Source organism: Nocardioides sp. NPDC058538, assembly GCF_042719275.1.
GTDB lineage: Bacteria > Actinomycetota > Actinomycetes > Propionibacteriales > Nocardioidaceae > Nocardioides.
Genome location: NZ_JBHXNY010000054.1, coordinates 1 through 22778 on the forward strand (window position 1 = coordinate 1; position 22778 = coordinate 22778).

The 22778-nt window shown below is 68.9% G+C and carries 24 protein-coding genes and 1 riboswitch; of the genes, 11 read left to right on the forward strand and 13 right to left on the reverse strand.

The annotated features are described in order from the left end of the window. Window positions 1-61: 61 nt before the first annotated feature. The gene (locus tag ACFWQC_RS26890; protein ID WP_355020262.1) at window positions 62-997 is read right to left on the reverse strand and encodes a TerC family protein; all 936 of its coding nucleotides are present in this window, start codon (window positions 995-997) and stop codon (window positions 62-64) included. Between the two features lie 189 nt (window positions 998-1186). Between ACFWQC_RS26890 and ACFWQC_RS26895 the strand changes: the two genes are divergently transcribed. Beyond that, the gene (locus ACFWQC_RS26895) at window positions 1187-2569 is read left to right on the forward strand and encodes an FAD-binding oxidoreductase (protein ID WP_378685433.1); all 1383 of its coding nucleotides are present in this window, start codon (window positions 1187-1189) and stop codon (window positions 2567-2569) included. 24 nt (window positions 2570-2593) lie between these two features. After that, the gene (locus tag ACFWQC_RS26900; protein ID WP_378685435.1) at window positions 2594-3433 is read left to right on the forward strand and encodes a hypothetical protein; all 840 of its coding nucleotides are present in this window, start codon (window positions 2594-2596) and stop codon (window positions 3431-3433) included. A gap of 3 nt (window positions 3434-3436) precedes the next feature. On the opposite strand, the gene ACFWQC_RS26905 is transcribed toward ACFWQC_RS26900, so the two are convergent. From ACFWQC_RS26905 to ACFWQC_RS26925, 5 genes are all read right to left on the reverse strand, one after another. Then, a complete protein-coding gene (locus tag ACFWQC_RS26905) occupies window positions 3437-5149 on the reverse strand; it encodes a copper resistance CopC/CopD family protein (RefSeq protein WP_378685438.1) in 1713 nt (570 codons plus the stop codon). Beyond that, a complete protein-coding gene (locus ACFWQC_RS26910) occupies window positions 5146-5853 on the reverse strand; it encodes a YcnI family protein (protein WP_378685441.1) in 708 nt (235 codons plus the stop codon). The genes ACFWQC_RS26905 and ACFWQC_RS26910 overlap by 4 nt, the downstream gene beginning before the upstream one ends. Window positions 5854-5914: 61 nt before the next feature. Beyond that, window positions 5915-6436, reverse strand: coding sequence for a cell division protein FtsQ (locus ACFWQC_RS26915; protein ID WP_378685444.1), 522 nt, complete (start codon window positions 6434-6436; stop codon window positions 5915-5917). A 233-nt stretch (window positions 6437-6669) separates the two neighbouring features. After that, the gene (locus ACFWQC_RS26920) at window positions 6670-7299 is read right to left on the reverse strand and encodes a 3-oxoacid CoA-transferase subunit B (RefSeq protein WP_378685447.1); all 630 of its coding nucleotides are present in this window, start codon (window positions 7297-7299) and stop codon (window positions 6670-6672) included. A gap of 1 nt (window position 7300) precedes the next feature. Then, the gene (locus ACFWQC_RS26925; protein ID WP_378685450.1) at window positions 7301-8065 is read right to left on the reverse strand and encodes a CoA transferase subunit A; all 765 of its coding nucleotides are present in this window, start codon (window positions 8063-8065) and stop codon (window positions 7301-7303) included. Between the two features lie 128 nt (window positions 8066-8193). Here ACFWQC_RS26925 and ACFWQC_RS26930 point away from each other — a divergent pair, with 128 nt between their 5' ends. Then, the gene (locus ACFWQC_RS26930; protein ID WP_378685453.1) at window positions 8194-8952 is read left to right on the forward strand and encodes an IclR family transcriptional regulator; all 759 of its coding nucleotides are present in this window, start codon (window positions 8194-8196) and stop codon (window positions 8950-8952) included. Here ACFWQC_RS26930 and ACFWQC_RS26935 read toward each other — a convergent pair. Next, window positions 8936-9925, reverse strand: coding sequence for an LLM class flavin-dependent oxidoreductase (locus tag ACFWQC_RS26935; protein ID WP_378685456.1), 990 nt, complete (start codon window positions 9923-9925; stop codon window positions 8936-8938). The genes ACFWQC_RS26930 and ACFWQC_RS26935 overlap by 17 nt on opposite strands. A 161-nt stretch (window positions 9926-10086) precedes the next feature. Here ACFWQC_RS26935 and ACFWQC_RS26940 point away from each other — a divergent pair, with 161 nt between their 5' ends. Beyond that, window positions 10087-10767, forward strand: a complete 681-nt coding sequence (locus tag ACFWQC_RS26940) for a Crp/Fnr family transcriptional regulator (RefSeq protein WP_378685459.1) — start codon at window positions 10087-10089, stop codon at window positions 10765-10767. Window positions 10768-10776: 9 nt separating this feature from the next. On the opposite strand, the gene ACFWQC_RS26945 is transcribed toward ACFWQC_RS26940, so the two are convergent. Continuing rightward, window positions 10777-11808, reverse strand: a complete 1032-nt coding sequence (locus ACFWQC_RS26945; protein ID WP_378685462.1) for a CobW family GTP-binding protein — start codon at window positions 11806-11808, stop codon at window positions 10777-10779. 80 nt (window positions 11809-11888) lie between these two features. After that, window positions 11889-11984: riboswitch (glycine riboswitch) on the forward strand. Window positions 11985-12141: 157 nt separating this feature from the next. Here ACFWQC_RS26945 and gcvT point away from each other — a divergent pair. The 5 genes from gcvT (at window position 12142) to ACFWQC_RS26970 (ending at window position 16367) form a co-directional block, all read left to right on the forward strand. Continuing rightward, a complete protein-coding gene (gene gcvT, locus ACFWQC_RS26950) occupies window positions 12142-13245 on the forward strand; it encodes a glycine cleavage system aminomethyltransferase GcvT (protein ID WP_378685465.1) in 1104 nt (367 codons plus the stop codon). Window positions 13246-13265: 20 nt separating this feature from the next. Beyond that, window positions 13266-13637, forward strand: coding sequence for a glycine cleavage system protein GcvH (gcvH, locus tag ACFWQC_RS26955; protein WP_378685495.1), 372 nt, complete (start codon window positions 13266-13268; stop codon window positions 13635-13637). A 48-nt stretch (window positions 13638-13685) separates the two neighbouring features. After that, window positions 13686-15092, forward strand: a complete 1407-nt coding sequence (locus tag ACFWQC_RS26960; RefSeq protein WP_378685498.1) for an L-serine ammonia-lyase — start codon at window positions 13686-13688, stop codon at window positions 15090-15092. A gap of 64 nt (window positions 15093-15156) precedes the next feature. Then, entirely contained in the window at window positions 15157-15684 is a 528-nt protein-coding gene (locus ACFWQC_RS26965) for a helix-turn-helix domain-containing protein (RefSeq protein WP_378685468.1), read from the forward strand. Beyond that, window positions 15684-16367 (forward strand): DUF6036 family nucleotidyltransferase, encoded by a 684-nt coding sequence (locus ACFWQC_RS26970; protein ID WP_378685471.1) that lies wholly within the window; start codon window positions 15684-15686, stop codon window positions 16365-16367. Before ACFWQC_RS26965 ends, ACFWQC_RS26970 begins: the two co-directional genes overlap by 1 nt. On the opposite strand, the gene ACFWQC_RS26975 is transcribed toward ACFWQC_RS26970, so the two are convergent. Then, the gene (locus tag ACFWQC_RS26975; RefSeq protein WP_378685474.1) at window positions 16291-16776 is read right to left on the reverse strand and encodes an FBP domain-containing protein; all 486 of its coding nucleotides are present in this window, start codon (window positions 16774-16776) and stop codon (window positions 16291-16293) included. The genes ACFWQC_RS26970 and ACFWQC_RS26975 overlap by 77 nt on opposite strands. A gap of 57 nt (window positions 16777-16833) precedes the next feature. Here ACFWQC_RS26975 and ACFWQC_RS26980 point away from each other — a divergent pair, with 57 nt between their 5' ends. Next, a complete protein-coding gene (locus ACFWQC_RS26980) occupies window positions 16834-17553 on the forward strand; it encodes a WHG domain-containing protein (protein ID WP_378685477.1) in 720 nt (239 codons plus the stop codon). Here ACFWQC_RS26980 and ACFWQC_RS26985 read toward each other — a convergent pair. Then, a complete protein-coding gene (locus ACFWQC_RS26985) occupies window positions 17527-18255 on the reverse strand; it encodes a TetR/AcrR family transcriptional regulator (RefSeq protein WP_378685480.1) in 729 nt (242 codons plus the stop codon). The genes ACFWQC_RS26980 and ACFWQC_RS26985 overlap by 27 nt on opposite strands. Before the next feature lie 265 nt (window positions 18256-18520). Between ACFWQC_RS26985 and ACFWQC_RS26990 the strand changes: the two genes are divergently transcribed. Next, a complete protein-coding gene (locus tag ACFWQC_RS26990; RefSeq protein ID WP_378685483.1) occupies window positions 18521-20026 on the forward strand; it encodes a hypothetical protein in 1506 nt (501 codons plus the stop codon). On the opposite strand, the gene ACFWQC_RS26995 is transcribed toward ACFWQC_RS26990, so the two are convergent. The 3 genes from ACFWQC_RS26995 to ACFWQC_RS27005 form a co-directional block, all read right to left on the reverse strand. Further along, on the reverse strand, window positions 20014-20616 hold the full coding sequence (locus tag ACFWQC_RS26995) for an NUDIX hydrolase (protein WP_378685486.1): 603 nt from the start codon (window positions 20614-20616) through the stop codon (window positions 20014-20016). The genes ACFWQC_RS26990 and ACFWQC_RS26995 overlap by 13 nt on opposite strands. Continuing rightward, window positions 20597-21265, reverse strand: coding sequence for an HAD family hydrolase (locus ACFWQC_RS27000; RefSeq protein WP_378685489.1), 669 nt, complete (start codon window positions 21263-21265; stop codon window positions 20597-20599). The genes ACFWQC_RS26995 and ACFWQC_RS27000 overlap by 20 nt, the downstream gene beginning before the upstream one ends. Window positions 21266-21334: 69 nt before the next feature. After that, entirely contained in the window at window positions 21335-22297 is a 963-nt protein-coding gene (locus tag ACFWQC_RS27005; protein WP_378685492.1) for a hypothetical protein, read from the reverse strand. Window positions 22298-22778: the final 481 nt, after the last annotated feature.

The window sequence follows — 22778 nt, forward strand, 5'->3', positions numbered from 1 at the left end:
GCCCCGTCGGTCGAGCCGCCGGAGCCGCTAGGCGGAGGCGTGTCGAGACCAACACGGTCGCTTACGCGTTCGTCTCCTCCAGGGCCTCGTTCTCCTCACGGGCCTGCGTACGCGCGGAGGCGATCAGGCTGGTGGTGACGGTGACGGCGAGGATGCCGACGATGACCACCAGCGAGAGCCAGGTCGGGATCACCGGGACGCTGTCCCAGTGACCGTGGCCCCAGTGCAGGCCGAGCTTGATGCCGATGAAGGCGAGGATCGCGGCCAGACCGTAGGAGAGGTGGACCAGCTTGGACAAGGCGCCCTCGAGCACGAAGTAGAGGGCCCGCAGGCCGAGCAGCGCGAACGCGTTGGTGGCGAAGACGAGGTAGGGATCGCCGGTGATGCCGTAGACCGCCGGCACCGAGTCGACGGCGAAGACGATGTCGGTGGCGAAGATGGCGAGCACCACGATGGCCATCGGCTTCAGGCCGATCTTGCGGCCGATGCGTACGGCGAGCATCTCCTCGGGGTCGACCTTCTGGTCGTGGCCCTGGAGCGCCTCGGCGAAGATCTTCGCCGCGGTGATCAGCAGGATCGCGCCGAAGATCAGGAAGACGATGTCCCACTGGGAGAGTGCCGCGGCGCCGAGCGCGATGAAGATGCCGCGCAGCACGAGCGCGCCGACGATGCCGAAGAGCAGCACCTTCTGCTGGAGGTGCCGTGGCACCGCGAAGGCGGCGAGCAGCAGCATGAACACGAACAGGTTGTCGACGCTGAGCGACTTCTCGACGATGTAGCCGGTGTAGTACTCGAAGCCGGTCTGGCTGCCGTGGGCGTTCCAGACCCAGACGCCGAAGGCGAGCGGGAGCGCGATGTAGAAGGCCGACCAGCCCAGCGCCTCCTTCATGGTGACGTCGTGGGGCTTGCGGGTCAGGACGAAGTCGAGAGCGATCAGCACCACGACGGCGGCGATGGTCACGGCCCACAGAGTGGGCGTGGCGATGGTATCGAGCATGCGGGATCCTCAGGCGTGTCGATGAACGTCTGAGGTCTCCCTCACCCCGAGACCGAGGTGTCATTCCGGGACGGTGTCGGCACCGACGTACTGACCGGAATGAGCTTGGTGAGGTACTCCCCTCGAGGGAAAGCGTATCGGTATCGTCGAAGGGGTTCGCAAATCGCTGTCTCACGAGAGGATGTCAGGATGACGACGGAGTCAGCGCTTTCCCTGATCGACGACCTCGCCGCCGGCGTCTCCGAGGTGGTGACCGACGAGATCTCGCTGCTGGCGGCCTCGACCGACCGGTCCGGATCGGTCGCCGCCGGCCTGCCGCTCGCGGTGGTGAGAGCTCACAGCATCGCGGACGTCCAGGCGGCGATGCGGGTCGCCTCGGCGCACCGGGTGCCGGTGGTCCCGCGGGGTGCGGGCACCGGGCTGGCCGGGGGAGCGGTGGCCGGCACCGGCCACCTCGTCGTCGAGCTGTCCGCGATGGACCGGATCCTCGAGCTCGACCCGGTCGACGAGATCGCGGTCGTCGAGCCCGGTGTGCTCAACGCGCGCCTGGACGCGTCCGCGGCCGAGGTGGGGCTGCGGTACGCACCCGACCCGGCCTCGGCGGCGATCTGCTCGATCGGCGGCAACGTCGCGACCAACGCCGGTGGGCTGCGGTGCGTGAAGTACGGCGTCACCCGGGAGGCGGTCCTCGGCCTCGACGTCGTCCTCGCCGACGGGACCTTGATCCACACCGGCCGCCGCACCATGAAGGGCGTCGCGGGCCTCGACCTCACCGCCCTCTTCGTCGGCTCCGAGGGCACCCTGGGCGTCGTCGTCGGCGCGACCCTGCGGCTCAAGCCACGGCCGGTCTCCACGTTGACGGCGTCGGCTGCGTACGCCTCGGTGGCGGCGGCCGCTCGGGCCTGCGCCGAGATTGCGGCCGCCCGGCGGCTGCCGTCGATGCTGGAGTTCATCGACCGGCGCTGTCTCGAGGCGGTCGACCGGTTCGCTGGCACCAGGTATGCCGAACGGGGCGATGCGCTGGTCATCGCCCAGGCCGACGGGCCCGCGGCGGCGACGGAGATCGAGGCCATCGCGGCGATCCTCGGCAAGGAGGCGACCTGGATCGAGCAGGGCGTCGACGAGGAGTCCTCCGACCGGCTGGTCGAGACGCGTCGCCAGGTCCTGCCCGCGATCGAGGCGGAGGGGTCCTGGTTCATCGAGGACATCTGCGTGCCCCGGTCCCGGCTCGCCGAGGCGGTCGACCGGATCTCGGAGATCTCCGAGCGGCACGGCGTACGCACCTACACGCTCGCGCACGCCGGCGACGGCAACCTCCACCCGGTCATCGGCTGGGACCCCTCACCCGACGACGTCCCAGGGGTGATGCCGCCGGCCGAGACCCTCGCCGGTGACGAGATCTTCGCCCTCGCCATCGAGCTCGGTGGCACCACCACCGGCGAGCACGGTGTCGGCCGGCTCAAGCGCAAGTGGCTCGAGCCCGAGATCGGTGCCGACTCCATCGACCTGCAGCATCGGATCAAGGCGGCCCTGGACCCGCTGGGGATTCTCAATCCGGGTGTCGGGTTCTGACCAGCTACATGGCACCCTAGGCCCGTGCGTGTCGGAATTGCTGCTGTCGTCCTGACCCTCGGCCTCGCGATCACCCTGATCGCCTGCGGCGGTGAACCGGAGGCGGCCGACCCCACCTCGAACCCCAGCGGATCGACCAACGTCGCGACGGTCGTGACCGCCATCAAGGGCGCCGACGGCACCTCCGCGACCGCGGGCGGCTACACGCTCGGTGACGTCAGCCTGCCCGCCGAGGCCGGCACCCCGGGCAAGGTGGGTTTCACGATCACCAAGGAGGGCGACCCGGTCACCGACTACATCGAGGAGCAGACCAAGGACCTCCACCTCTACGTCGTACGCGACGACCTGGAGGTGTTTCGTCACCTGCACCCGACGCTCGGCGAGGCCGGGGAATGGTCGGGCGACCTGACGCTGCCCGCGGGCGGCACCTATCGAGTGGTCGTGGAGTTCGCGGCCAAGACCCCCGACGGCAAGGGGGAGCAGGCGATGCTCGGCACGACGGCGAAGGTCGCGGGGGCTTCCGAGGTGGACGTACCCGGCTCCGACGACGGCACCGTGATCGCTGCCCTGGAGGAGACCCCCAAGCCCGGGATCGACCAGGAGATCGGCGTCCTGATCTCCGACCCGGCCGGCAAGCCGGTCAACCTCGGCACCTACCTCGGGGTCTACGCCCACGTGACCGCGTTCAGCCGCGAGACGGGCGAGGTGATCCACCTGCACCCGCTCGGCGGCCCCGAGAACGGCGAGGACGGCACCCGCCTCGGCATCCATGTGAAGCCGCCGAAGGCGGGTGACTACGTCTTCTTCGTGCAGGTACGTGTCGACGGGATGATCCACACGCTCCGGCTCCCGGTCACCGTCTGACAGTCACTGTCTGACGGTGAACTTCACCAGTCCCAGCGGGCTTTCGAACTCGCCCAGGCGCAGTCCGACGGTCGCCTCCCAGACGCCGCCCTTGGGCAGTACGACGTCTGCCTCCCAGGTGCCGGCTGCAACCGTCTTCAGGGCCAGACTGCCCAGGTCGACATCGCCGGACCTGAGCTTGGCGGTCGGGACCGCCGCCGCTTCGACGGGCTCGCCGGCGGCGTCCTGGATCTGCAGTCGGAGCACGTTCGGACCCGGACCGGCCGGGGTCAGCGTCGCGTAGACCCGGTGGTCGTCGCCCAACTCCGCTGCCTGGGTGTTGGTCTGCGCGACCGTGGCCGAGCCGGTCCCGGTCGAGCCGGCCCCGGCCTGCGGTGGCTGGTCGACCAGGAAGCCGGTGACGCCGAGGACGACGACGAGCACGCCCGCCTCCATCAGCACGGCCCGGCGCAGCATCGAGCCGGCCTCGACGGTGTCGTCGTGGCCGGCCGCCTGACGGACGCGGGGGAGGACCAGCAGCCGGTTGCCGGCCGCCATCACCGCCACCGCGACCACCAGGGCGATCTTGGTCATCAGCAGGGTGCCGTACGTGCTGTTGAGCAGGTTGTCCCAGGAGCCGAGGATCCGCCAGCCCATGAGCACGCCCGAGACCGCGAGGGCGGCCAGGGACGCGGCGGCGAGGGTGGAGAACCGGGTGACGATCTCGGCCGCGACCGTCCCGCGCCGGGTGATCAGCGGCAGGGTCAGCGCGAGACCGACGAGGCCGCCGAGCCAGAGCGCGCCGGCGACGACGTGGATGATGTCGGTGGCGGTGACCAGCCAGGCGGGTACGACCGCCCGGGAGTGGCCCACCAGCGCCGGCGAGCAGATCGCGACCAGCGCAGCGGCCGCGGCCAGCCGGGGCCGTTCGCGAAGCGCGAGCGCGGCCGCGATGCCCACGATCCCCACCAGCGCGCTGAGCCACTCCTTGCCGACCGAGGCCGGTGACCAGGCGTCGAAGGTGAGGATCGCCCCGGGTCCGCTCTCGCTCTGCAGCGCGCCGCTGGCCGGCGCGAGGGCCACCAGCGCGACCACGGCGACCATGCCGGCGAGGACCTCGACACGCTGGACCCGGGCTATCGCCCGGTCAGGGATGCGGCGCTCACCCACACTGTTCCCACCCAAGATGGCCGCACGGAACCAGACCAGGCCCACGACCAGCAGCAGTGCGGCGTACTGGAGGAACTGGAGCGCCCCGTGGATCACCGCCGTCGCCCTGGACGGCTCCGTCGACGGAGGCGGGGCGACGCTGAGGCTCGGGGCGCCGACCGCGAAGGTCAGCGAGCCCGAGATCGGGTGACCGTCGGCCGACACCGCGCGCCAGGCGACCACGTAGGTGCCGTCGCCGAGGCTGCTCGCCTCCGCGAGCGCGACCTGCATCTCGGTGCCGCTCGCGGTCGCCTCGGAGGTGACCTCTTCGCCCTTCGCGTCGTAGACAGTCACGCCCGCCGGAGGCAGCGTCACCGCCTCGTCGAAGGTGAAGGTGATCGTCTCCGGCGCCTGTTCCAGGACCGCACCCTCCTCGGGGTTCGTGCCGATGAGGCTGGCGTGTGCCTGGGCGGGGGAGACGCCGAGCAAGACGGCGTACGCAGCGGCAGCAAGCACCACCAGCAACCGCCCCACGGCGCGCCGACCCGGCCGGTCGAGGCCTGGCCGGCGCGTCAGGGGAGCACTCACGCCTTACGACGCCCCAGCGCGAGGGCGGTCGTGCCCGCGATCAGGCCGAGGATGCCTGCGCCGGCACCGATAGCGCCCCACAGGTTGCTGTCGCCGTCCTCGATATCCGCGGCGACCGGCTCGGCCTTCTCGCCTGACTCCTCGGCACCGTGGCCATGACCGTCCTCGGACTCGGCCGCGGTGACCTCGAAGGACGGCGCCGGGTTCTCCGGCTCCTCGGTGGCGCCCTCGGGAGCCTCCTCGACCCAGGCGGTCTCGCCCTTCACGCAGGTCTGGATGACCGGGAAGGCGAGCGTGCCCTCCTCCTCGGGCAGCTGCAGGGAGACCTCGAAGGCGTCCCGCTGACCGTCGGGCAGCGGCGTCTTGGCGGTGTAGACGACGGTGGCGTCGCGCTCGGTGAGCTTGTTGCCGTGGGCGTCCTCGATCGGCTCGGCGAGCTTCTCGGAGACGACCTTGACGTCGTAGAAAGGCTGCCGCGTGGGCGTCACGTCGTTGATCCCCTCCGGGACCTGGATCGTGACCTGCTTGGTCGGCGAGCCTTCGCAGCCATGGCCGTTGCTGAAGGTCAGCACGGTGTAGGCGCCGGCCGACGTCTCGGTCGGGGTGACCGTGACGTGCGCGGAGGCCGGAGCGGCGACGAGGAAGATGACGGCCGCGGCAGCGGCGGCGGGCGCGCCGAGGCGCGCGAGGGTACGTCGAGACATGGTTGTTGCTTTCTGTGGAGTGTCTGCTGTTGGGCGATGCCCAGTTGTCGGGGTCGGGTCCTCAGGCGAGGACCGGCGGACCCCGGCCGGCAGCGACGTACGTCCACAGCCCGGTCCGCGGCACGACCGGCTGCGCCTGGACCGGCAGACGGAACGGGATCGGGTTCCGGGTCGTCCTGAGCGCCCGGGAGATGACCTGCCAGGCCCGGCGGTGCAGCAGCCACACGACGACGGTGAGCACCGCGGCCGCGGTGTGCGCGACCAGCATCGAGGTGTCGCCCGAACCGGCGTTGTGCATGTGGGCGGCTGGTGCCGCGTACGCCTCGAAGGCCTCGTGCATCCCCAGCTGCGCCGCTCCGGCCAGCACCGCCCCCAAGACGATCCCGACCCGCCGCTGAAGCACCACGACTCCGGCGCCGAAGGCAGCGAACCCCGTCGCCACCAGCCACAACGCGTCCGGCAGCTCCCCGCCACCGGCCAGGTGGGCCAAGCTGGACCCGGTGGTGATCTCCACCGCCGCAAGCAGCGCCAACCACACGCTCCCGCGCGTCGGCCGCACCACCCTCAGATCCACGCCGCACATTGTCGCAGACCTGCCGAGCCGTCACCTACGTCGGCCGAGGCGTCACCCCGGTCGGCCGAGGCGTCACGTACGTCGGGCGAGACGTCACGTACGTCGGGCGAGACGTCACGTACGTCGGGCGAGACGTCACGTACGTCGGGCGAGACGTCACGTACGTCGGGCGAGACGTCACAACGTGACCTCTCGCCCGACGCGGCTGACGTCTCGGCCGACGCGGCTGACGTCTCGGCCCGTCAGCGGAGGATCGGCGGCTCGGTCTTCTCCTCGACCTCGCCGAGCGTGACGCCGGGGGCGAGCTCGACGAGGCGCAGGCCCTCGGGGGTGATGTCGAGGACGCACAGGTCTGTGATGATGCGCTGCACGACACCGAGGCCGGTGTAGGGCAGCGAGCACTCGTTGACGATCTTGTAGGAGCCGTCGCGGGCGACATGCTCCATCAGCACGACGACCTTCTTGGCGCCGTGGACGAGGTCCATTGCGCCGCCCATGCCCTTGACCATCTTGCCGGGGATCATCCAGTTCGCCAGGTCGCCGGCCGCGGAGACCTGCATGGCGCCGAGGATGGCGGCGTCGATCTTGCCGGAGCGGATCATCCCGAAGCTGGTGGCGGAGTCGAAGAAGCTCGCCCCCTTGCGTACGGTGACCGTCTCCTTGCCGGCGTTGATCAGGTCCGGGTCGACGGCGTCCTCGGTCGGGTAGGCGCCGGTTCCGAGGATGCCGTTCTCGCTCTGCAGCACCAGCTCGACGTCGTCGGGGACGTAGTTGGGCACCAGCGTCGGCAGCCCGATGCCGAGGTTGACGTAGTCGCCGTCGGCCAGCTCCGCGGCGGCGCGGGCGGCCATCTCTTCACGTGTCCATGCCATGTCAGCGGACCGTCCTCTTCTCGATGCGCTTGTCGGCGGCCTGTTCGGGGGTCAGGGGAACCACACGGTGGACGTAGACCCCGGGGAGGTGGACATCGTTCGGCGGGATCTCGCCGGGCTCGACGAGCTCCTCGACCTCCGCGATCGTGACCTGTCCGGCCATCGCGGCCAGCGGGTTGAAGTTGCGGGCGGAGTCCTTGAAGACGAGGTTGCCGTGGCGGTCGCCCTTCCAGGCGCGGACGATGCCGAAGTCGGCGACGATGGCCTCCTCCAGGACGAACTCCTTCTCGCCGTCAGGCGTCTCGAAGGTCATCACCGGCTTCTCGGGCGAGGTCTTGATGACGTTGCCGGCGTCGTCGTACTTCCACGGCAGCCCGCCCTGCGCCACCTGCGTGCCGACACCGGTGCGCGTGTAGAACGCGGCGATGCCGGAGCCGCCGGCACGCATCCGCTCGGCGAGCGTGCCCTGCGGCGTCAGCTCGACCTCGAGGTCGCCGGAGAGGTACTGCCGCGCGAACTCCTTGTTCTCACCGACGTACGAGGCGACGACCCGCCGCAGGCGTCCGGCGCCGAGCAGCAGGCCCAGGCCCCAGTCGTCGACGCCGGCGTTGTTCGAGACGACCTCGAGGTCGGTCACACCGGCTTCGAGCAGAGCATTGATGAGCACCGACGGGATGCCGCACAGCCCGAAACCGCCGACCGTGAGGGTCGCTCCGTTCGGGATGTCCGCGACCGCCTCGGCGGCTGAGGAGATGACCTTGTCCATGATGATCAGTCAAGGGTGGGCCAGCCGTCCGGTCAATAGATGAGCACGAGTTCACGCTCGATCTTTCGTTGACCGACCCCGCTGCCGCAGATGCGTTCACTGAGTGAACGTCGCCTATCGTACATCCCATGGAACCCGGTCCCAGCGTGATCCGCCGCAGCGCGCACCTGCTGCGGCTGCTCGCCGCGCGCGAGCCGGAGGGCGCGACGACGACCCATCTCGCGACGACCGCCGCCATCCCGCGCCCGACCGCCCACCGGCTGCTCAGCGCCCTCCAGGAGGAAGGGCTGGTCGAGCGCGACAACGACACCGCCACCTGGCACCTCGGCCCGGAGTGCTTCCTGCTCGGCGCCGCCGCGACCACCCGCCACGACATCACCCCAGCAGCCCGAGCGGCCGTTCTGCGCATCGCCAGAGAGACGGGCGAGAGCGCCTTCTTCTCGATCCGGCGCGGCGACGAGACGGTCTGCGTACTGCGTGAGGACGGCAGCTTCCCGATCCGCTCCCACGTGCTCCACGAAGGCATCCGGTTCCCGCTCGGCGTCGCCTCGGCCGGCCTGGTGATCCTCGCCTTCCTCCCGGAGTCGCGGCGCGAGGCCTACCTGGCCCGCACCGACCTCGTCGGCGCCTACGGCGAGCAGCACTCCGCCGACGCCCTGCGCGAACGCGTCGCCGCGACCCGCGAGCGCGGCTTCGCGGTCAACCCGGGCCTCATCGTGGTCGGCAGCTGGGGCCTCGGCGCCGCCGTCTTCGACGCCCACGGGCAGCCGTACGGAGCGCTCAGCATCACCGGCATCGAGGCCCGCCTCGCACCTCCGCGGCAGGCCGAGCTCGGCCGCCTCCTCCTGGAGACGGCCCACACCCTGACCACTAGCTCCGGCTCGTAGTCCCGGTCATGATCCCGGCGAGCGCGGCGTCGGAGGCGAGCTGGGCGTCGCGGTCGTAGGTCGAGGTGAAGGCGAGGAGCTCGTCGGCGCCGGTGGACTCGGCGAGTTGGTCGAGACGACGCCGGACGGTGTCGGCTGATCCTGCGGTCGTACGCGCCAAGTGCGCCTCGACCCGTTCGCGCACCTGGTTCGACCAGGCCTGGTCGCGGATCGCCGCGACCGGCTCGAGCGGGCCGAACTCGCCGGTCTGCCGAGAGCGGGCCATCGCCCAGGCCTCCGGCAGAGCGAGCTCGGCGGCCTCGGCGTCGGTGTCGGCGACGAGCACGTCGACGGAGATCATCACCGACGGCGCGGAGGCTCGCGACGAGGGCCGGAAGTCTTTTCGATACGCCCCTAAGACCTCGTCCAGCCGCGGGCTGTCCAGCACCGGACCGCCCACGACGACAGGCAGCCCGAGCCGGGAAGCGAGGGCGACACCGCGTCCGGTGGCCAGCACGAAGATCGGGATCTGATGGGCGGCGGCCGGCCGGGCGGTGACCGCCGCGGTGCGGACGAGATAGCCGCGTAGCTCCTGGATGTCCTCGGCGAACGTGTCCGGGTCGTCGAGATCCTGCCGCAGGGCGCGGCGTACGGGTGCGGTGAAGCCGAGTGTGCGCCCCAGTCCCAGGTCGAGACGGCCCGGGTAGAGCGCGTCGAGCATGAGGAACTGCTCGGCGACGACCAGCGGCTGGTGGTGAGGCAGCATCACCCCGCCCGACCCGAGCCGGATCGTGGAGGTGTGCGCGCCGAGCGCACCGAGAAGCACCGGCGGCGACCCTGACGCGATCCCGGGCACCGCGTGGTGCTCGGCGACCCAGAACCGGTGGTAGCCGAGCCGCTCGGCCGCCACCGCCCGCTCGATCGTGTGGGTCAGCGCAGCGCCCTCGGCGTACCCCACCCGCGTGCGGGACCGGTCCAGCATGGAGAGCTTCACGGCAGGTTCAACGACGCAGGGGCTCCGAGGCTTCCCGCCGTGTCCGGTGTGGCGAAGAACGCACTCGACAAGGGTGCGATGCGGGACACACATCCGCTGTCGGAGGCCCCGGTCTGGCTAGGCTGTTGTCTTCGGTAAAAGGATGACAGGAGCGGCTGGTAATGGATCAAGACGTGCTTCGGCACGCACCGCTTTTCAGCGAGCTGGACGACGAGTCGATGACGGCGATGCTCGCGATGATGGGTCAGACACGCCTGCGGCGCGGTGCGGTGTTGTTCCACGAGGGCGATGCCGCCGACCGGCTCTACGCGGTCGTGGACGGCAAGGTGAAGCTGAGCCGTGCCGCGGCCAACGGACAGGACAGCCTGCTGGCGATCCTGGGGCCGGGCCAGGTGTTCGGCGAGCTGTCGCTCTTCGACCCCGGTCGGCGCTCGTCCACCGTCACGGCCGTCACCGACCAGGTCGAGCTCGCCTCGCTGTCGCACGACGACCTGCTCCGCCTGCTCGACGGGCGCCCGAGCGTGACGCGTGGGCTGCTCGCCCTGCTGTCGGGCCGCCTGCGCCGGGCCAACGACGTGATCGGTGACCTGGTCTTCGCCGACGCGCCCCGCCGGGTGGCGAAGGCTCTGCTCGACCTCGCCGAGAGGTTCGGGGAGCAGACCGAGGAGGGCCTCCACGTACGCCACGACCTCACCCAGGAGGAGCTCGCGCAGCTCGTCGGCGCGGCCCGGGAGACGGTCAACAAGGCGCTCGCCGATTTCGCGGCCAAGGGCTGGGTACGCCTGGAGTCGCGTTCGGTGATCATCACCGACATGGAACGGATCGTGCGCCGGGCGGGGTGAATCCGCTGGTCAGAGGCTGACCCGGACCAGTTGGCGGAGCCGGCGAAGGCCCTCGGTGCTCGGCCGTTCCGCCGGCGCGAGGGCCTCCGCGAGACGCTGCCGGACCGGGTCGGTCTCGAGGTCCAGGCCGATGGCCACGAGCTCGCTCGCCGCGTTGGGCGTACGCATGGCCGCCACATGGGCACTGCGTCCGACCAGGTTCACGTGGTAGCTGCGCGGTCCCTGGCCGGTCGCGACGGCGACGGTCCCCTTGACCCGGTACGCCGTCGCCGGCGGCTCCTCGAGCAGGTCGACCAGCCGAGCCGGCTCGATGGTGCCCGGCGTCGTCACGGTGACCGCCCGGGCATGCTGATGAGCCTCGTGCGAGGCGGCCGCCTCGCGCAGCAGCGCGGCGATCGGCAGCTCGTCGGGCGGGTCCTCGGGCACCGCGGCGTCGTAGACGAGCCGCGGATCGATGCGGCCACCCACGGCGTACGCGACATGGACCTCGGGATTGTGCTCCCGCACGCGCTCCTCGATGCGCGCCAGAACCTCGGACCGGTCGCCGGCCGGCACCAGGTCCGTCTTGTTGACCACGACCAGGGAGGCGGCCGCGAACCGGACGGGCGCCGGGCCGCGCCCGTCGTCGAGGGTGTCGAAGTACGCCGAGGCGTCCACGACCTCGATGAGCCCACCGCGGCGTACCCGCTCCACGCCGCTGAACCGGACCAGCCGGGCCAGCGTCCCGGGCTCGGCGATCCCGCTGGCCTCGACGATGACGACGTCGAGCGCGAGCCGCGGGTGGGTCAGCTTCTCCAGTGCGTCGTCGAGGCCGCCGGCGTCGGGCAGGCAGCACAGGCAGCCGCCGGCGATCGAGGCGGGCTCGTCGATCTGTCCGGTGACGAGGCCGGCGTCGACGTTGATGTCGCCGAAGTCGTTGACGACCACGCCCACCCGCGCGCCGGGCTGGCGCAGCAGATGGTTGAGCAGCGTGGTCTTCCCCGACCCGAGGTGGCCGGTGAGGATGACCACGGGAACGCGGGTGCTGGCGTTGGGTGGCACCGAGCCATCGTAGGGCCGCCATATCTTGACGGCCGAGGTGGGCAGACCTAGGTTTGCCGCACAACTTCACATCCGCCACTTGAACCGCAGCGGGAGAGTCCTTGCCCATCCCGGGCGAGGCGCCGAAGGAGCAAACCTCCCCAGAATCTCTCAGGCCCACTGACCGCTGTGGTGAGGCGACCTCTGGAAAGACAGGATCCGCCGGATCCTGCACCCACGGTGCAAATCGCCCTTTCGGGCGGTGAAGCTCTCAGGTAGCGATGACAGAGCGGGGAGGTCACCCGTCCACGGGTGCCGCTGTCGGCACCCACCAGCAGGGAGCCTCCCGCACACATGACCTCACCCGTCCCTACCCCTCTGCATGAGATCCACCAGGCGCTCGGCGCCTCGTTCACGGACTTCGCGGGCTGGAGCATGCCGGTTCGCTACGGCTCGGAGACCGCCGAGCACCATGCCGTACGCACGACCGCAGGTCTCTTCGACCTCTCCCACATGGGCGAGATCGAGGTGACCGGCCCCGAGGCGGGACGCGCCCTCGACCGCGCCCTGGTCGGTCGGCCGTCGAAGATCGGCATCGGCCGCGCCCGCTACTCGATGCTCTGCGCCGAGGACGGCGGCATCATCGACGACCTGGTCGTCTACCGGCTCGAGCAGGAGCGCTACCTGGTCGTCGCCAACGCGAGCAACGTCCACGTGGTCGCGCCGGCCCTGGTCGAGCGGGCCGAGGGGTACGACGCCGTGGTCCATGACGCCTCTGCGGAGTGGGCGCTGATCGCGGTCCAGGGACCTGCCTCGGCGGCGATCCTGGCTCCGGTGACCGACCTCGACGTCTCCTCCCTGAAGTACTACGCCATCGACGCCGGCACGGTCGCCGGGGTCGAGGTCCTGCTCGCCCGCACCGGCTACACCGGCGAGGACGGCTTCGAGATCTACTGCGCGCCCTCGTCGGCCGCTGCTGTCTGGGAGGCCATCACCGAGGCAGGTACGCCGCACGGACTGGTCCCCGCCGGGCTCGCCTGTCGCGACACCCTCCGGCTCGAGGCCGGCATGCCGCTCTACGGTCACGAGCTGAGCCGCGAGACGACGCCCTTCGAGGCCGGCCTCGGCCGGGTCGTCTCCTTCGACAAGCCCGACGGCTTCGTCGGCGATGCCGCCCTGGCCGTACGCCGTGACGAGGGTCCGCGCAGCGTGCTCGTCGGCCTGGTGGCCGCCGGGCGCCGGTCCCCGCGGGCCGGTTACGCCGTCGTCGACCCGGCCACCGGTGACGAGATCGGCACCGTGACCAGCGGCTCCCCGTCGCCGACCCTCGGTCGTCCCATCGCGATGGCGTATGTCAGGCCTGACCTCGCCGCCGCCGGCGCCAAGGTCCACGTCGACGTGCGCGGCAGCCGCGAGGACGCCGAGATCGTCGACCTTCCCTTCTACTCCAAGAAATGAGCCGAGAAATGAGCACCGCCATGAGCAACCCGACCCACCTGTCGTACACCGCGGAGCACGAGTGGATCGAGACCCGCGGCGACGTCGCGCGCGTCGGCGTCACCGCCTTCGCCACCGAGGCCCTGGGCGACATCGTCTTCGTCGAGCTGCCCGAGGTGGGCAGCAAGATCACCGGGGGAGAGAGTTGCGGCGAGCTGGAGTCGACGAAGTCGGTCAGCGACCTCTTCGCGCCCGCCGACGGCGAGATCCTCGAGATCAACTCGGCCGTCGTCGAGGATCCCGCGCTGATCAACAGCGACCCGTTCGGCGCCGGCTGGCTCTTCGAGATGCGTGTCTCTGGTGCTCCCGACCTGCTCGACGCCGCGGCCTACGACGCCTTGATCGAGGAGTGAAACGTCGTGACCGCTGATCTCAGCGGCGCCCCCGCTCCGGTCGTGGCGATGACCTTGAGCACCTTCGACCTGTACTCGATCGGGATCGGGCCGTCCTCCTCCCACACCGTGGGACCGATGCGGGCGGCGAAGATCTTCGTCGATGGCCTCGTCGAGGACGGGCAGCTGGACGCGGTCACGCGGGTGAAGGCCGAGCTGTTCGGGTCGCTCGGCGCGACCGGACACGGGCACGGCTCGGAGGGCGCGGTCCTGCTCGGCCTCGAGGGTGAGGAGCCGGCGACCGTCGACACCCGGGGATCGTCCGCGCGGGTGGCGGCCATCCGCGAACGCGGGGAGTTGTCGCTGGGCGGTCACCACCCGATCCGCTTCGATAGCCAGACCGACCTGGTGATGCATCGACGCAAGAGCCTGCCGGGCCACCCCAACGGCATGGTGTTCACCGCCTACGACGCCTCAGGGCAGGTGAGCCGAGAGCGGACCTACTACTCCGTCGGCGGTGGCTTCGTGGTCGACGAGCACGCGTCCGGCGCCGCCCGGATCGTGCCCGATCACTCGCGCGTCCGGTTCCCCTTCACCACCGGCGCCGAGCTGCTCAGCACCTGCGAGCGCGAGGGCTTCCGGGTCTCCGACCTCATGCGCGCCAACGAGCTGACCTGGCGTACGCACGACGAGATCCGCGCTGGTCTGCTGGAGATCTGGCGGGTGATGGCCGACTGCGTGCAGGCCGGCTGCGACCGTGATCCGGTCACCGACGGCGTACTTCCTGGGGGTCTGCGGGTCCCGCGCCGGGCGCCGCTGCTCTACCGCGACCTGGCGTCCGGGGCCGGCGCCCAGGACCCGTTCCGGGTCATGGACTGGGTCAACCTGTTCGCCCTGGCGGTGAACGAGGAGAACGCCTCGGGCGGCCGGGTCGTCACCGCTCCCACCAACGGCGCGGCCGGCATCGTGCCCGCGGTCCTGCACTACTGGGTACGTTTCGTGGCGCCCGAGGCCGGCCTGGACGAGGCCGCGATCGAGGACGGCATCGTCCGGTTCCTGCTCACTGCGGCCGCCATCGGGATCTTGTGCAAGACGAACGCCTCGATCTCCGGCGCCGAGGTCGGCTGCCAGGGCGAGGTCGGCTCGGCCTGCGCGATGGCTGCCGGAGCCCTCTGCGAGGTGCTCGGAGGCACCCCGGAGCAGGTGGAGAACGCCGCCGAGGTCGGCATCGAGCACAACCTCGGCCTCACCTGCGACCCGGTCGGCGGCCTGGTGCAGATCCCCTGCATCGAACGCAACGCCATCGCCAGCGTGAAGGCCATCAACGCCGCCCGCCTCGCCCTCAACGGCGACGGCTCCCACAAGGTCAGCCTGGACAAGGCGCTGAAGACGATGCGGGAGACCGGGGCCGACATGAAGGTCAAGTACAAGGAGACCTCCCGCGGCGGCCTCGCGGTCAACGTCATCGAGTGCTGAGCCCCACCGGTGGTCGAGCTTGTCGAGACCTCGCCGAGATAGCAGATCTTGCTATAATAGACTCATGTCGTCACGTGGAGAGATCCTGCGCGAGGTGATGCTCGATACGGGCACCACCCAGTCGACTCTGTCGCGAACCAGCGGTGTTCATCAGCCGAGCATCAGCCAGTTCCTCTCCGGGAAGGTCGATCTGAGCGACGATCAGCTCGACCGACTGCTGTCCTGCATGGGCTGGCGTCTCGAGGTCGTACGCCGCCCCGTCACACCCGAGCTGACACGCTCCGAACGCCGCTCGTGGATGCTTCACCGGCGCCTGTCGAACGACCTGACTCCGACGACGCTGCGTGAGTGGAAGCCGAGGATCGAACGCCGCCTCGACCACCTCCGCCACAACGTCAGCGGACAACCTCACGAGCGAAACCTCGAGCGCTGGACCTCGCTCGTGGACAACGAGGATGTACGCGGCCTACAGCGCGTCATGACCGGCCTGGACCGCGACTCCATCGAGATGCGCGAGGTCTCTCCCATGGGCGGCTTGCTCAGTGAGCGCGATCGCGGCCAGGTCCTCGAGCAACTGGCCGAGGCCAGCTGATGCGTCGCGATCAGTTGGAGCATGCGATCCGTACGGCATGTCAGATCATCGGCCACCCTGAGGTGATCGTCGTCGGCTCACAGTCGATCCTCGGATCGTTCGACGAGACTCAGTTGCCGGCTGATGCGACGATGTCGATCGAGGTCGACATCCTTCCGATCGCTGAGGACAACGACGAGACCGCCCGCCTCGCCGACGTCATCGAGGGCATCGCTGGAGAGTTCTCGCCGTTCGAGGAACTGCATGGGTTCAGCATCGACGGTGTCGACCTGAGCACATCTGTGCTGCCGGACGGCTGGCGCGATCGACTCGTGAAGGTGCGGAACGCGAACACTGCTGCGCCTGGCGGCGATCCCGTCTTCACGGGCTGGTGTCTCGACAAAGAGGACCTCTGCGTTGCCAAGCTCTGTGCCTTCCGCGAGAAGGACCAGAACTTCGTGGCAGCACTCATTCGTGCGGGCCTGGTCGATCGGCAAATCATCGCTGAGCGACTGGGCACAGTGCCGATCAAGGATCGGGCAGCAACGGAACGTGCCGCGGCTTGGCTTCAGGTGCTCCGACCAGCGACTCGATCGCAACCCGCAGTGCCGAACCCTCGGCAGGCCGTTACGCAGGCCGAAGCACCCGCGCGACGAAGGCGTCGAGGTTGCCGAGCAGCCGATCAACCTTCTGCTCGGCACTGAGGGTCTCGTGGATGACCGGGGAGTCGAGCTTGCGCTTGTTGCGCGCCTTGAGGGAGCAGTCGAGGTCGGCGCAGATGTAGGTGCCGACGGAGTTGCCGTCCTGCCCGGAGCGGCCGGCGCGGGAGGCGACCAGCAGCGCGACGTCACTGACCGAGGCGCACAGCGCGCACATCGTCTTCCGCGGCCCTCGCGTCTCGCGCGAGGCCCGGAGGGCCACCCCGCAGAGGCGCCCGTCGTGCTCGGTGACGAGGTAGTGGTTCTGCGGTGCCTTCGGGTCCTGCCAGCCGAGGTAGTCCAGGTCATCCCACGGCCGTTCGGCCAGGTCAGCGGGGAGGTTGAGGCGCTTGGTCGCACCCTTGGTGAGGTTGACGAACGATGCGCGTACGTCGGTCTCGGTCAGCGGCTTCATACCAACCATGCTAGGTTTCCTACAACTGTTAGGCAATTCGTTATCGGGAGAGTGCTGATGGGCCGTCCAGGGCTGAACCGGAGCGCGGTGATCGCGGCCGCCGCCGACCTGGCCGACGAGCTGGGCTTCGACGCCGTCACGATCTCGGTCCTCGCGCGGCATCTCGGAGTCAGGTCGCCGACCCTCTACTCCCACATCTCAGGAGCCACCGACCTCCGCACCGCCGTCACCGCGTACGTCCTCGACGAGCTCGCCGACGCCACGACCACCGCGATGGCCGCGGGGGAGGGCCGCGATCCCGCCGCGGCGTCCCGAAATGGGTACGACGGGGAGTTCGGCAGGGGTGACCCATCGGTAACCCCTGCCGAACTCCCCGTCGTAGGCGAGGGATCAAGCCTCCTCATCGCCTTTGCCGATGCGATCCGTGATTTCGCCCGCCGATCACCTGGCCGGTACGACGCCACCACCCGCCAGCGCGTCCCACCCGCCTCCGATCCGGCGGCGGAGATCCCGGACTCGGTCGCTGCCGCCATCACCGCCGGCCGCCGCAACGCCGACCTCGCCCTCGCCGTCGTCCGCAGCTACGGCATCGCCGAGACCAACGAGACGTACGCCGTCCGGCTCATGTCTAGCCTCATCCACGGCTACATCACCCTCGAGATCGCCGGTACCTTCGCCCACAGCGAGCCGTCCAGCGAGACCACCTGGCCCGAGGTCCTCGAAGACCTCGACCGCACTCTCCAGGAGCTGTCAGTCCAACTCCGGCCACGTGCCTGATCGTCGAGCATGCAGCGAGTTGCGGGACTGGATGTCTGCCGCACGTCGTACGGCGTCGCTGACCTCGGCCGGATCGCAGCCGCACAGACGAAGGCAGCCGGCAGCGATCTCGATGGCGCGGTCGCCGTCGACGTCGTTGCCGGCAGTACGCAGGGTGACGACGCCCTCCACCTGCTGGATCAACATCGAGCCAAGCGCCTGGGGAGAGGCGGTCACTCCGTGCCGCGCAGCAACCCGGGACCCGAGAGCGGCGTACGCCTCGGCAAGCTCGCCATGGGCCTGACGGAAGCTCGCGTAGTCGAGGTTGGTCGCGGAAACGACGTCGGGCAGCTGGTACAGAACACCCACGTTGTGGGGCACGCGCGCGAGGGTGTCGATGTCGATCAGTGCGAGCAGACACAGGGCGGTCTCGACGCGTTCAGGTGGGACCAGGGCCACGATCTCCTCGACCACCATCTGGGTCGGTCTCACCGTCGTGGCAAGCAGGGCTGCGAGGATCTCGTCCTTGCCCGCGAAGTGATAGTAGAGCGACGCCTGCCGGATTCCGACGGTCTCGGCGATCTCACGGGTCGAGGTCGCGGCGAAACCCTTGCTCGTGAACAAGCGTGCGGCGGCCTCCAGGACCTGTTCGCGCGGTGTGCCTACGCCGTTGTCCGGAGTGAGTCGTGGTCTGCCTGGTCGGACCCTGCTGAGCGATGACATCCGAGTCTCTCTGTAGCTTCCTCATGTGGCTGGAATCCGGGCGGAAAGTGGCTTCGAGGGCCATCCGTCCGCCCGGATGAGTTGAGTCTTGACTCGGACCGGGTCCAAAGACCCTGCTATCCCCGGAACCTTCGGCAGAAACTTCCAGGCGGTGGAAGATCTGCCCTCCATGACTTCTGGGGACCGCCCGATGGAGCTGATCCCGGGTAGCCTCCATCCAGGTGCAAGGGACGAACTGGTGGCGGCCAGCGCTCGGGAGGTGGACATGGCTGCGCGAAGCGCGAAGGCGTCACGGGACCGGGTACGCGACGAGTTGCTCGCCGCCGGACTCTCGGTGCCAGCGGTGGCCGCTGGGATGGCAGACCGGTTCGGGCTGCGGCCGCGCCTAGCGTGGCGCTACGCGCTGGACTGGCCGCAATGGCGGTTGGCCCAGGAGTTCCGCGTCGCCAACCCGGGCCTCGCGGTCACCGAGAGCCGAATCTCCGAATGGGAGAACTGGCCCTACGGAGGCACCAAGCCCACCCCTGAGGCGCTCGCTGGCCTCGCGGTCGCCTTCGGTCACGGCTGTGTTCCTACGGACCTGGTCGACGCCCTGGACCTCACCCACCTGTCCCGTGCCGAGCAGGCTCTCTTCACCCGACCCACGGCGTCGGCGACATCGCCCGCCTTGGTCGGGCACGCCACGAACGGTCTCGACTTCCACCCCGACTGGTCCTTGAGCTTGGGAGAGGCGATGACGATGTGGCAGCAAGACGTGAACCGCCGCGACTTCCTCCTGGGAGCAGGCTTCAGCGCCTCGGCGTACACGATCCCCGCGTTCAGATGGCTCACTGCCCCGCCAGCCGCAGACCCCGTCGGCACAGGCGCCCGAGTCGTCGGCGCACCGGATGTCGAGCTTGTGCACCAGATGCTGCGAGCCTTCCGCGAGGTGGACAACAGGTTTGGTGGTGGCCAGGTCCGCGATGCCGTCGTACGTTTCCTCAGTACCGATGTCGCTGCCTTGCTCCAAGGACGCTACGACCGCGCGGTGGGCAGTCGCCTCCTCTCGGTCGCGGCCCAAGTGACGCAGCTGGCGGCGTGGACCTCTTACGACATCGGCCGGCACGCGACGGCACAGCGCTATCTCACCCAGGCACTTCGGATGGCAGCCGCCGCAGACGACCGTCCGCTCGGCGCGGAGATCCTCGCCGCCATGAGCCATCAGGCGGCCTACCTCCGCCACGGGATGGAGGCGGTCGACCTTGCCCGTGCTGCCGAGCGCGCTGCCACCGATTCGGGAATCGGAGCCCTCGCTGCCGAGGCGGCGGTCTTGGAGGCGCAGGGACATGCCGTGCTCGGTGACCAGGCGGCGAGCGCCGTCGCTCTCGACAGTGCTGAACGTGCCTTCGACAAGGCTGAGAACACCGCCACGCCTCAGTGGCTGGGCTACTTCGACCAGTCGTACCTGGCGGCGAAGTTCGGCCAATGCTTCACAGCGCTCGGCCGAGGCGATCTCGCGCTGCCGTTCGCGCAACGTTCCCTGGACATGGACCGCGCCTACGCCAGGGGCCGCCAGTTCAACCTGGCGCTCCTGGCCCGCGCTCACCACCAGGCGGGAGAGGTCGAGCAAGCCGCCGAGATCGCCGTCGACGCCGCGAAGGCAGCGGTCGAGCTGAAGTCGGAGCGGTCGCGCGACTACCTGCGCGACCTGGCCAGCAGGCTCGCGCCCCATGCAGGGCTGACGACCGTGCAGGAGTTCATGTCTCTCCTGTCGCCTGCTCAGGCCTCCTGAGCCCGAAGCTTGGCCTCAGCGCGAGCCAGCAGCAGCTTGTACAACGGCGCGACCGAGCCTGCCCCGATGATCTTGCCCTCGGCGATCAAGCCCTCGATCTCGTCCAGCGGGATCCAGCGGACTGTGTCGGTCTCATTGACATCGGGGGCCGCGCCAGTGTCCGTGGCTCCGCGCGCGAGGTAGATGATGTTCGGCTGGTCCACGGTGCCGACCAGCGGCTGGAACTCCAGGAACTTCTCGATCGCGCGTGGCCTCCAGCCGGTCTCCTCCTCGGCCTCACGCAGAGCAGCGACCTGCAGTTCCTCGCCTTCGTCGAGGTATCCACCCGGCAGTTCCCAAACCCATCGGTCCTGGATGAACCGATGCCGCCACATCATCAACACCCGCTCGGAGTCATCGACCATGAGCACCAGCACGGCCGCGGGAATCCGCATCACCCACTGATCGAACAACGTCCCATCAGGAAGCTCCACGCTCGCCCGGCTGAGCACCATCTTCAGCTTGTCGTCAACGATCTTCTCGTCATGGATGATCCACTGGGTCGCGCTGCGCTCGGCCATGGTGATCAACTTAGCGGCCTTCCGGTCCACTCTCGTTGAGGGCCGCGATCCACTTGGGAAGCTCGGCGAGTGAGGAGATTCGAAGCGTCGCGATCTCGTCTGCCGCCGGGTCGTGTTCCTGGATCACGCCCCACGGCCCTCGTCGGATCAGCGCCGTCGCTAGCCCGGACTCAGCGGCCGGCCGGATGTCGTTGTCGAGCCGGTCACCGACGTAAAGGATCTCCTCCGCTGCATACGGAGCGGCCTCTATGACGTGCTCGAAGAACCCCAGATCCGGCTTGCTCACACCCCAGTCGTCGGAGGTTGCGACCATGTCCACCGGAAAGTCCAGCTCCCGCAGGGTCCGCCCCGCGCTAACCGTCTGGTTCCCGGCCAACCCCAACCACAACCCGTCCTCGCGCAGCGCTTTCAAAGCAGGGCGTACGTCGGGATAGACGTCATCCTCCCCGAACCGCTCTGCCTGGCAGGCGTCTTCCCGCTTTCTCCGCTCCGCAGCCAGATCGAACCCCGGCTCGAACACCTGGAACGCCTCGCGATAGTCCATCCCTCGAGCGATCACCGGCCCGAACACCGCCGAGAACGTATGTCGCGGCACCCCCAGCCAGTCCGCCCAAGTCCCGTACTCGCGGTTCTCGTCAACCAGGCACTCGCCGACGTCGAACACTACCGCCCGAATCATGGGTCGGGATCCTTCCACACCACCTGTGTCCTAGGCGGCGAAATGACGCGGACTTCTTAGCGAAGACGCTCAGTTCTCAAGCATGTCGTTGTCGAGCTCCTCGATGCTGCGAACATCAGTCGCCGCTCGGTCCTGTGCCGCCCGGTCCTCATGGGTCTTGTACATTTTCCGCGCCAAGTGGAGGGCGAGGCCAGCCCCAAGCCATCCCTTGTTGTGAAGGTGATTCTCCCAATCCATCTCGTCTAGTCGCTCGATTGGAATGCCGTACTGAAGGTTGTCCGCAGGCAGGACATATTCCTCAGTGAAGTACCAACCGTTGACCCGCTCGATGATTCGCTGCAGGTACGCCCGATGGCCCATCAGTTCCTGTGCCCGTAGGTTGCTGACCTCGACGAGCATCTCTGACAGGTCTTGCACTGACGTGGTCGGATCGTTTAGCAGGACACCGAGATCTCGACCGGCTGCACGCACAGCCTCTACCAGTCCTTGGTAGAAGTCGGTGGGATGAGTTGCGTGTCGCCAAGGATGCGCAGAGACAACCGTTCCGTCGGCCTCTTCAAGGCGAACCTCCAGCCCACCGTCGTTGGTCAGGACGTATCTGTAGTGAAGATCGGTCTCCCACACTGGTGATCGCACGCCGGCGGTCGTAATCACACGGTCGTCTGTAGCCTTTCTGAGAGCACGCAGTAGCGATTCGCGAGAGGGTTTACGGACGATGTCGCGATAGATGTCCGTTTCTTCCTCATGTTCGGCGACCTGTCGAGTCAGGAGGACGTCCCGGACATCTTTGAGTGAGCGTTCAGTGCGGTCGGCGGTGTCGCGTGCTGCCTGGGCAGTGGTCAGCGCCTCGCCTGTTGCCTGTTCCACCCGTCTGAACCCCTGGCTGACCCATCTAAGGGCGAGATCGCCCGGGACCAACAGCAGAAGGGCGACCGCGATGTTGCCGAGCGTCGATGACCACCACGCATCGGCGTTCCGGAGTAACCAGGAACCGATCGCAGTTGCTAGACCAAGCGCACCCAGAATCGACACGATCCATCCGCGCCCAATGTGTGCCGCTATCCATTTCGACAATCTGTCTGCCACGGAGTCAGCCTAGATGCCGTGCCGCGCTGCCCGCCTTGTTCCGCGGCTGGTGGGTCCCTCCTACACGCCGCCGCGCCTCAGGTGGCGGAGTGAAGCACCCTTCGTGACGAGGGACTTACTTACCTGCAGTAGCGGGATCAACCTGGCCGTGTACCTGCCGAGACCATCGGTGCGGTCATGGTCTCTGTCGCACTCTCTGGTGACCAGTTCTCGTGACCGGACTTGGCACCGTCGCGACGGCTGGTACAGGGCGGCATGGACCCAACGGATTCGATCACTGGTTGCTACACGGGCTTGTGAACTGTCGTCTCCGCGGGAGCCGCCTGATCTTGTGGGTCTGTCGGAATCTTTGTGTAACTGGCTCGGCGTGATGCCACGGATCTGGTCCGTGGTGGAAGGAGCATCACGTCATGGAGCGAGACAGTGG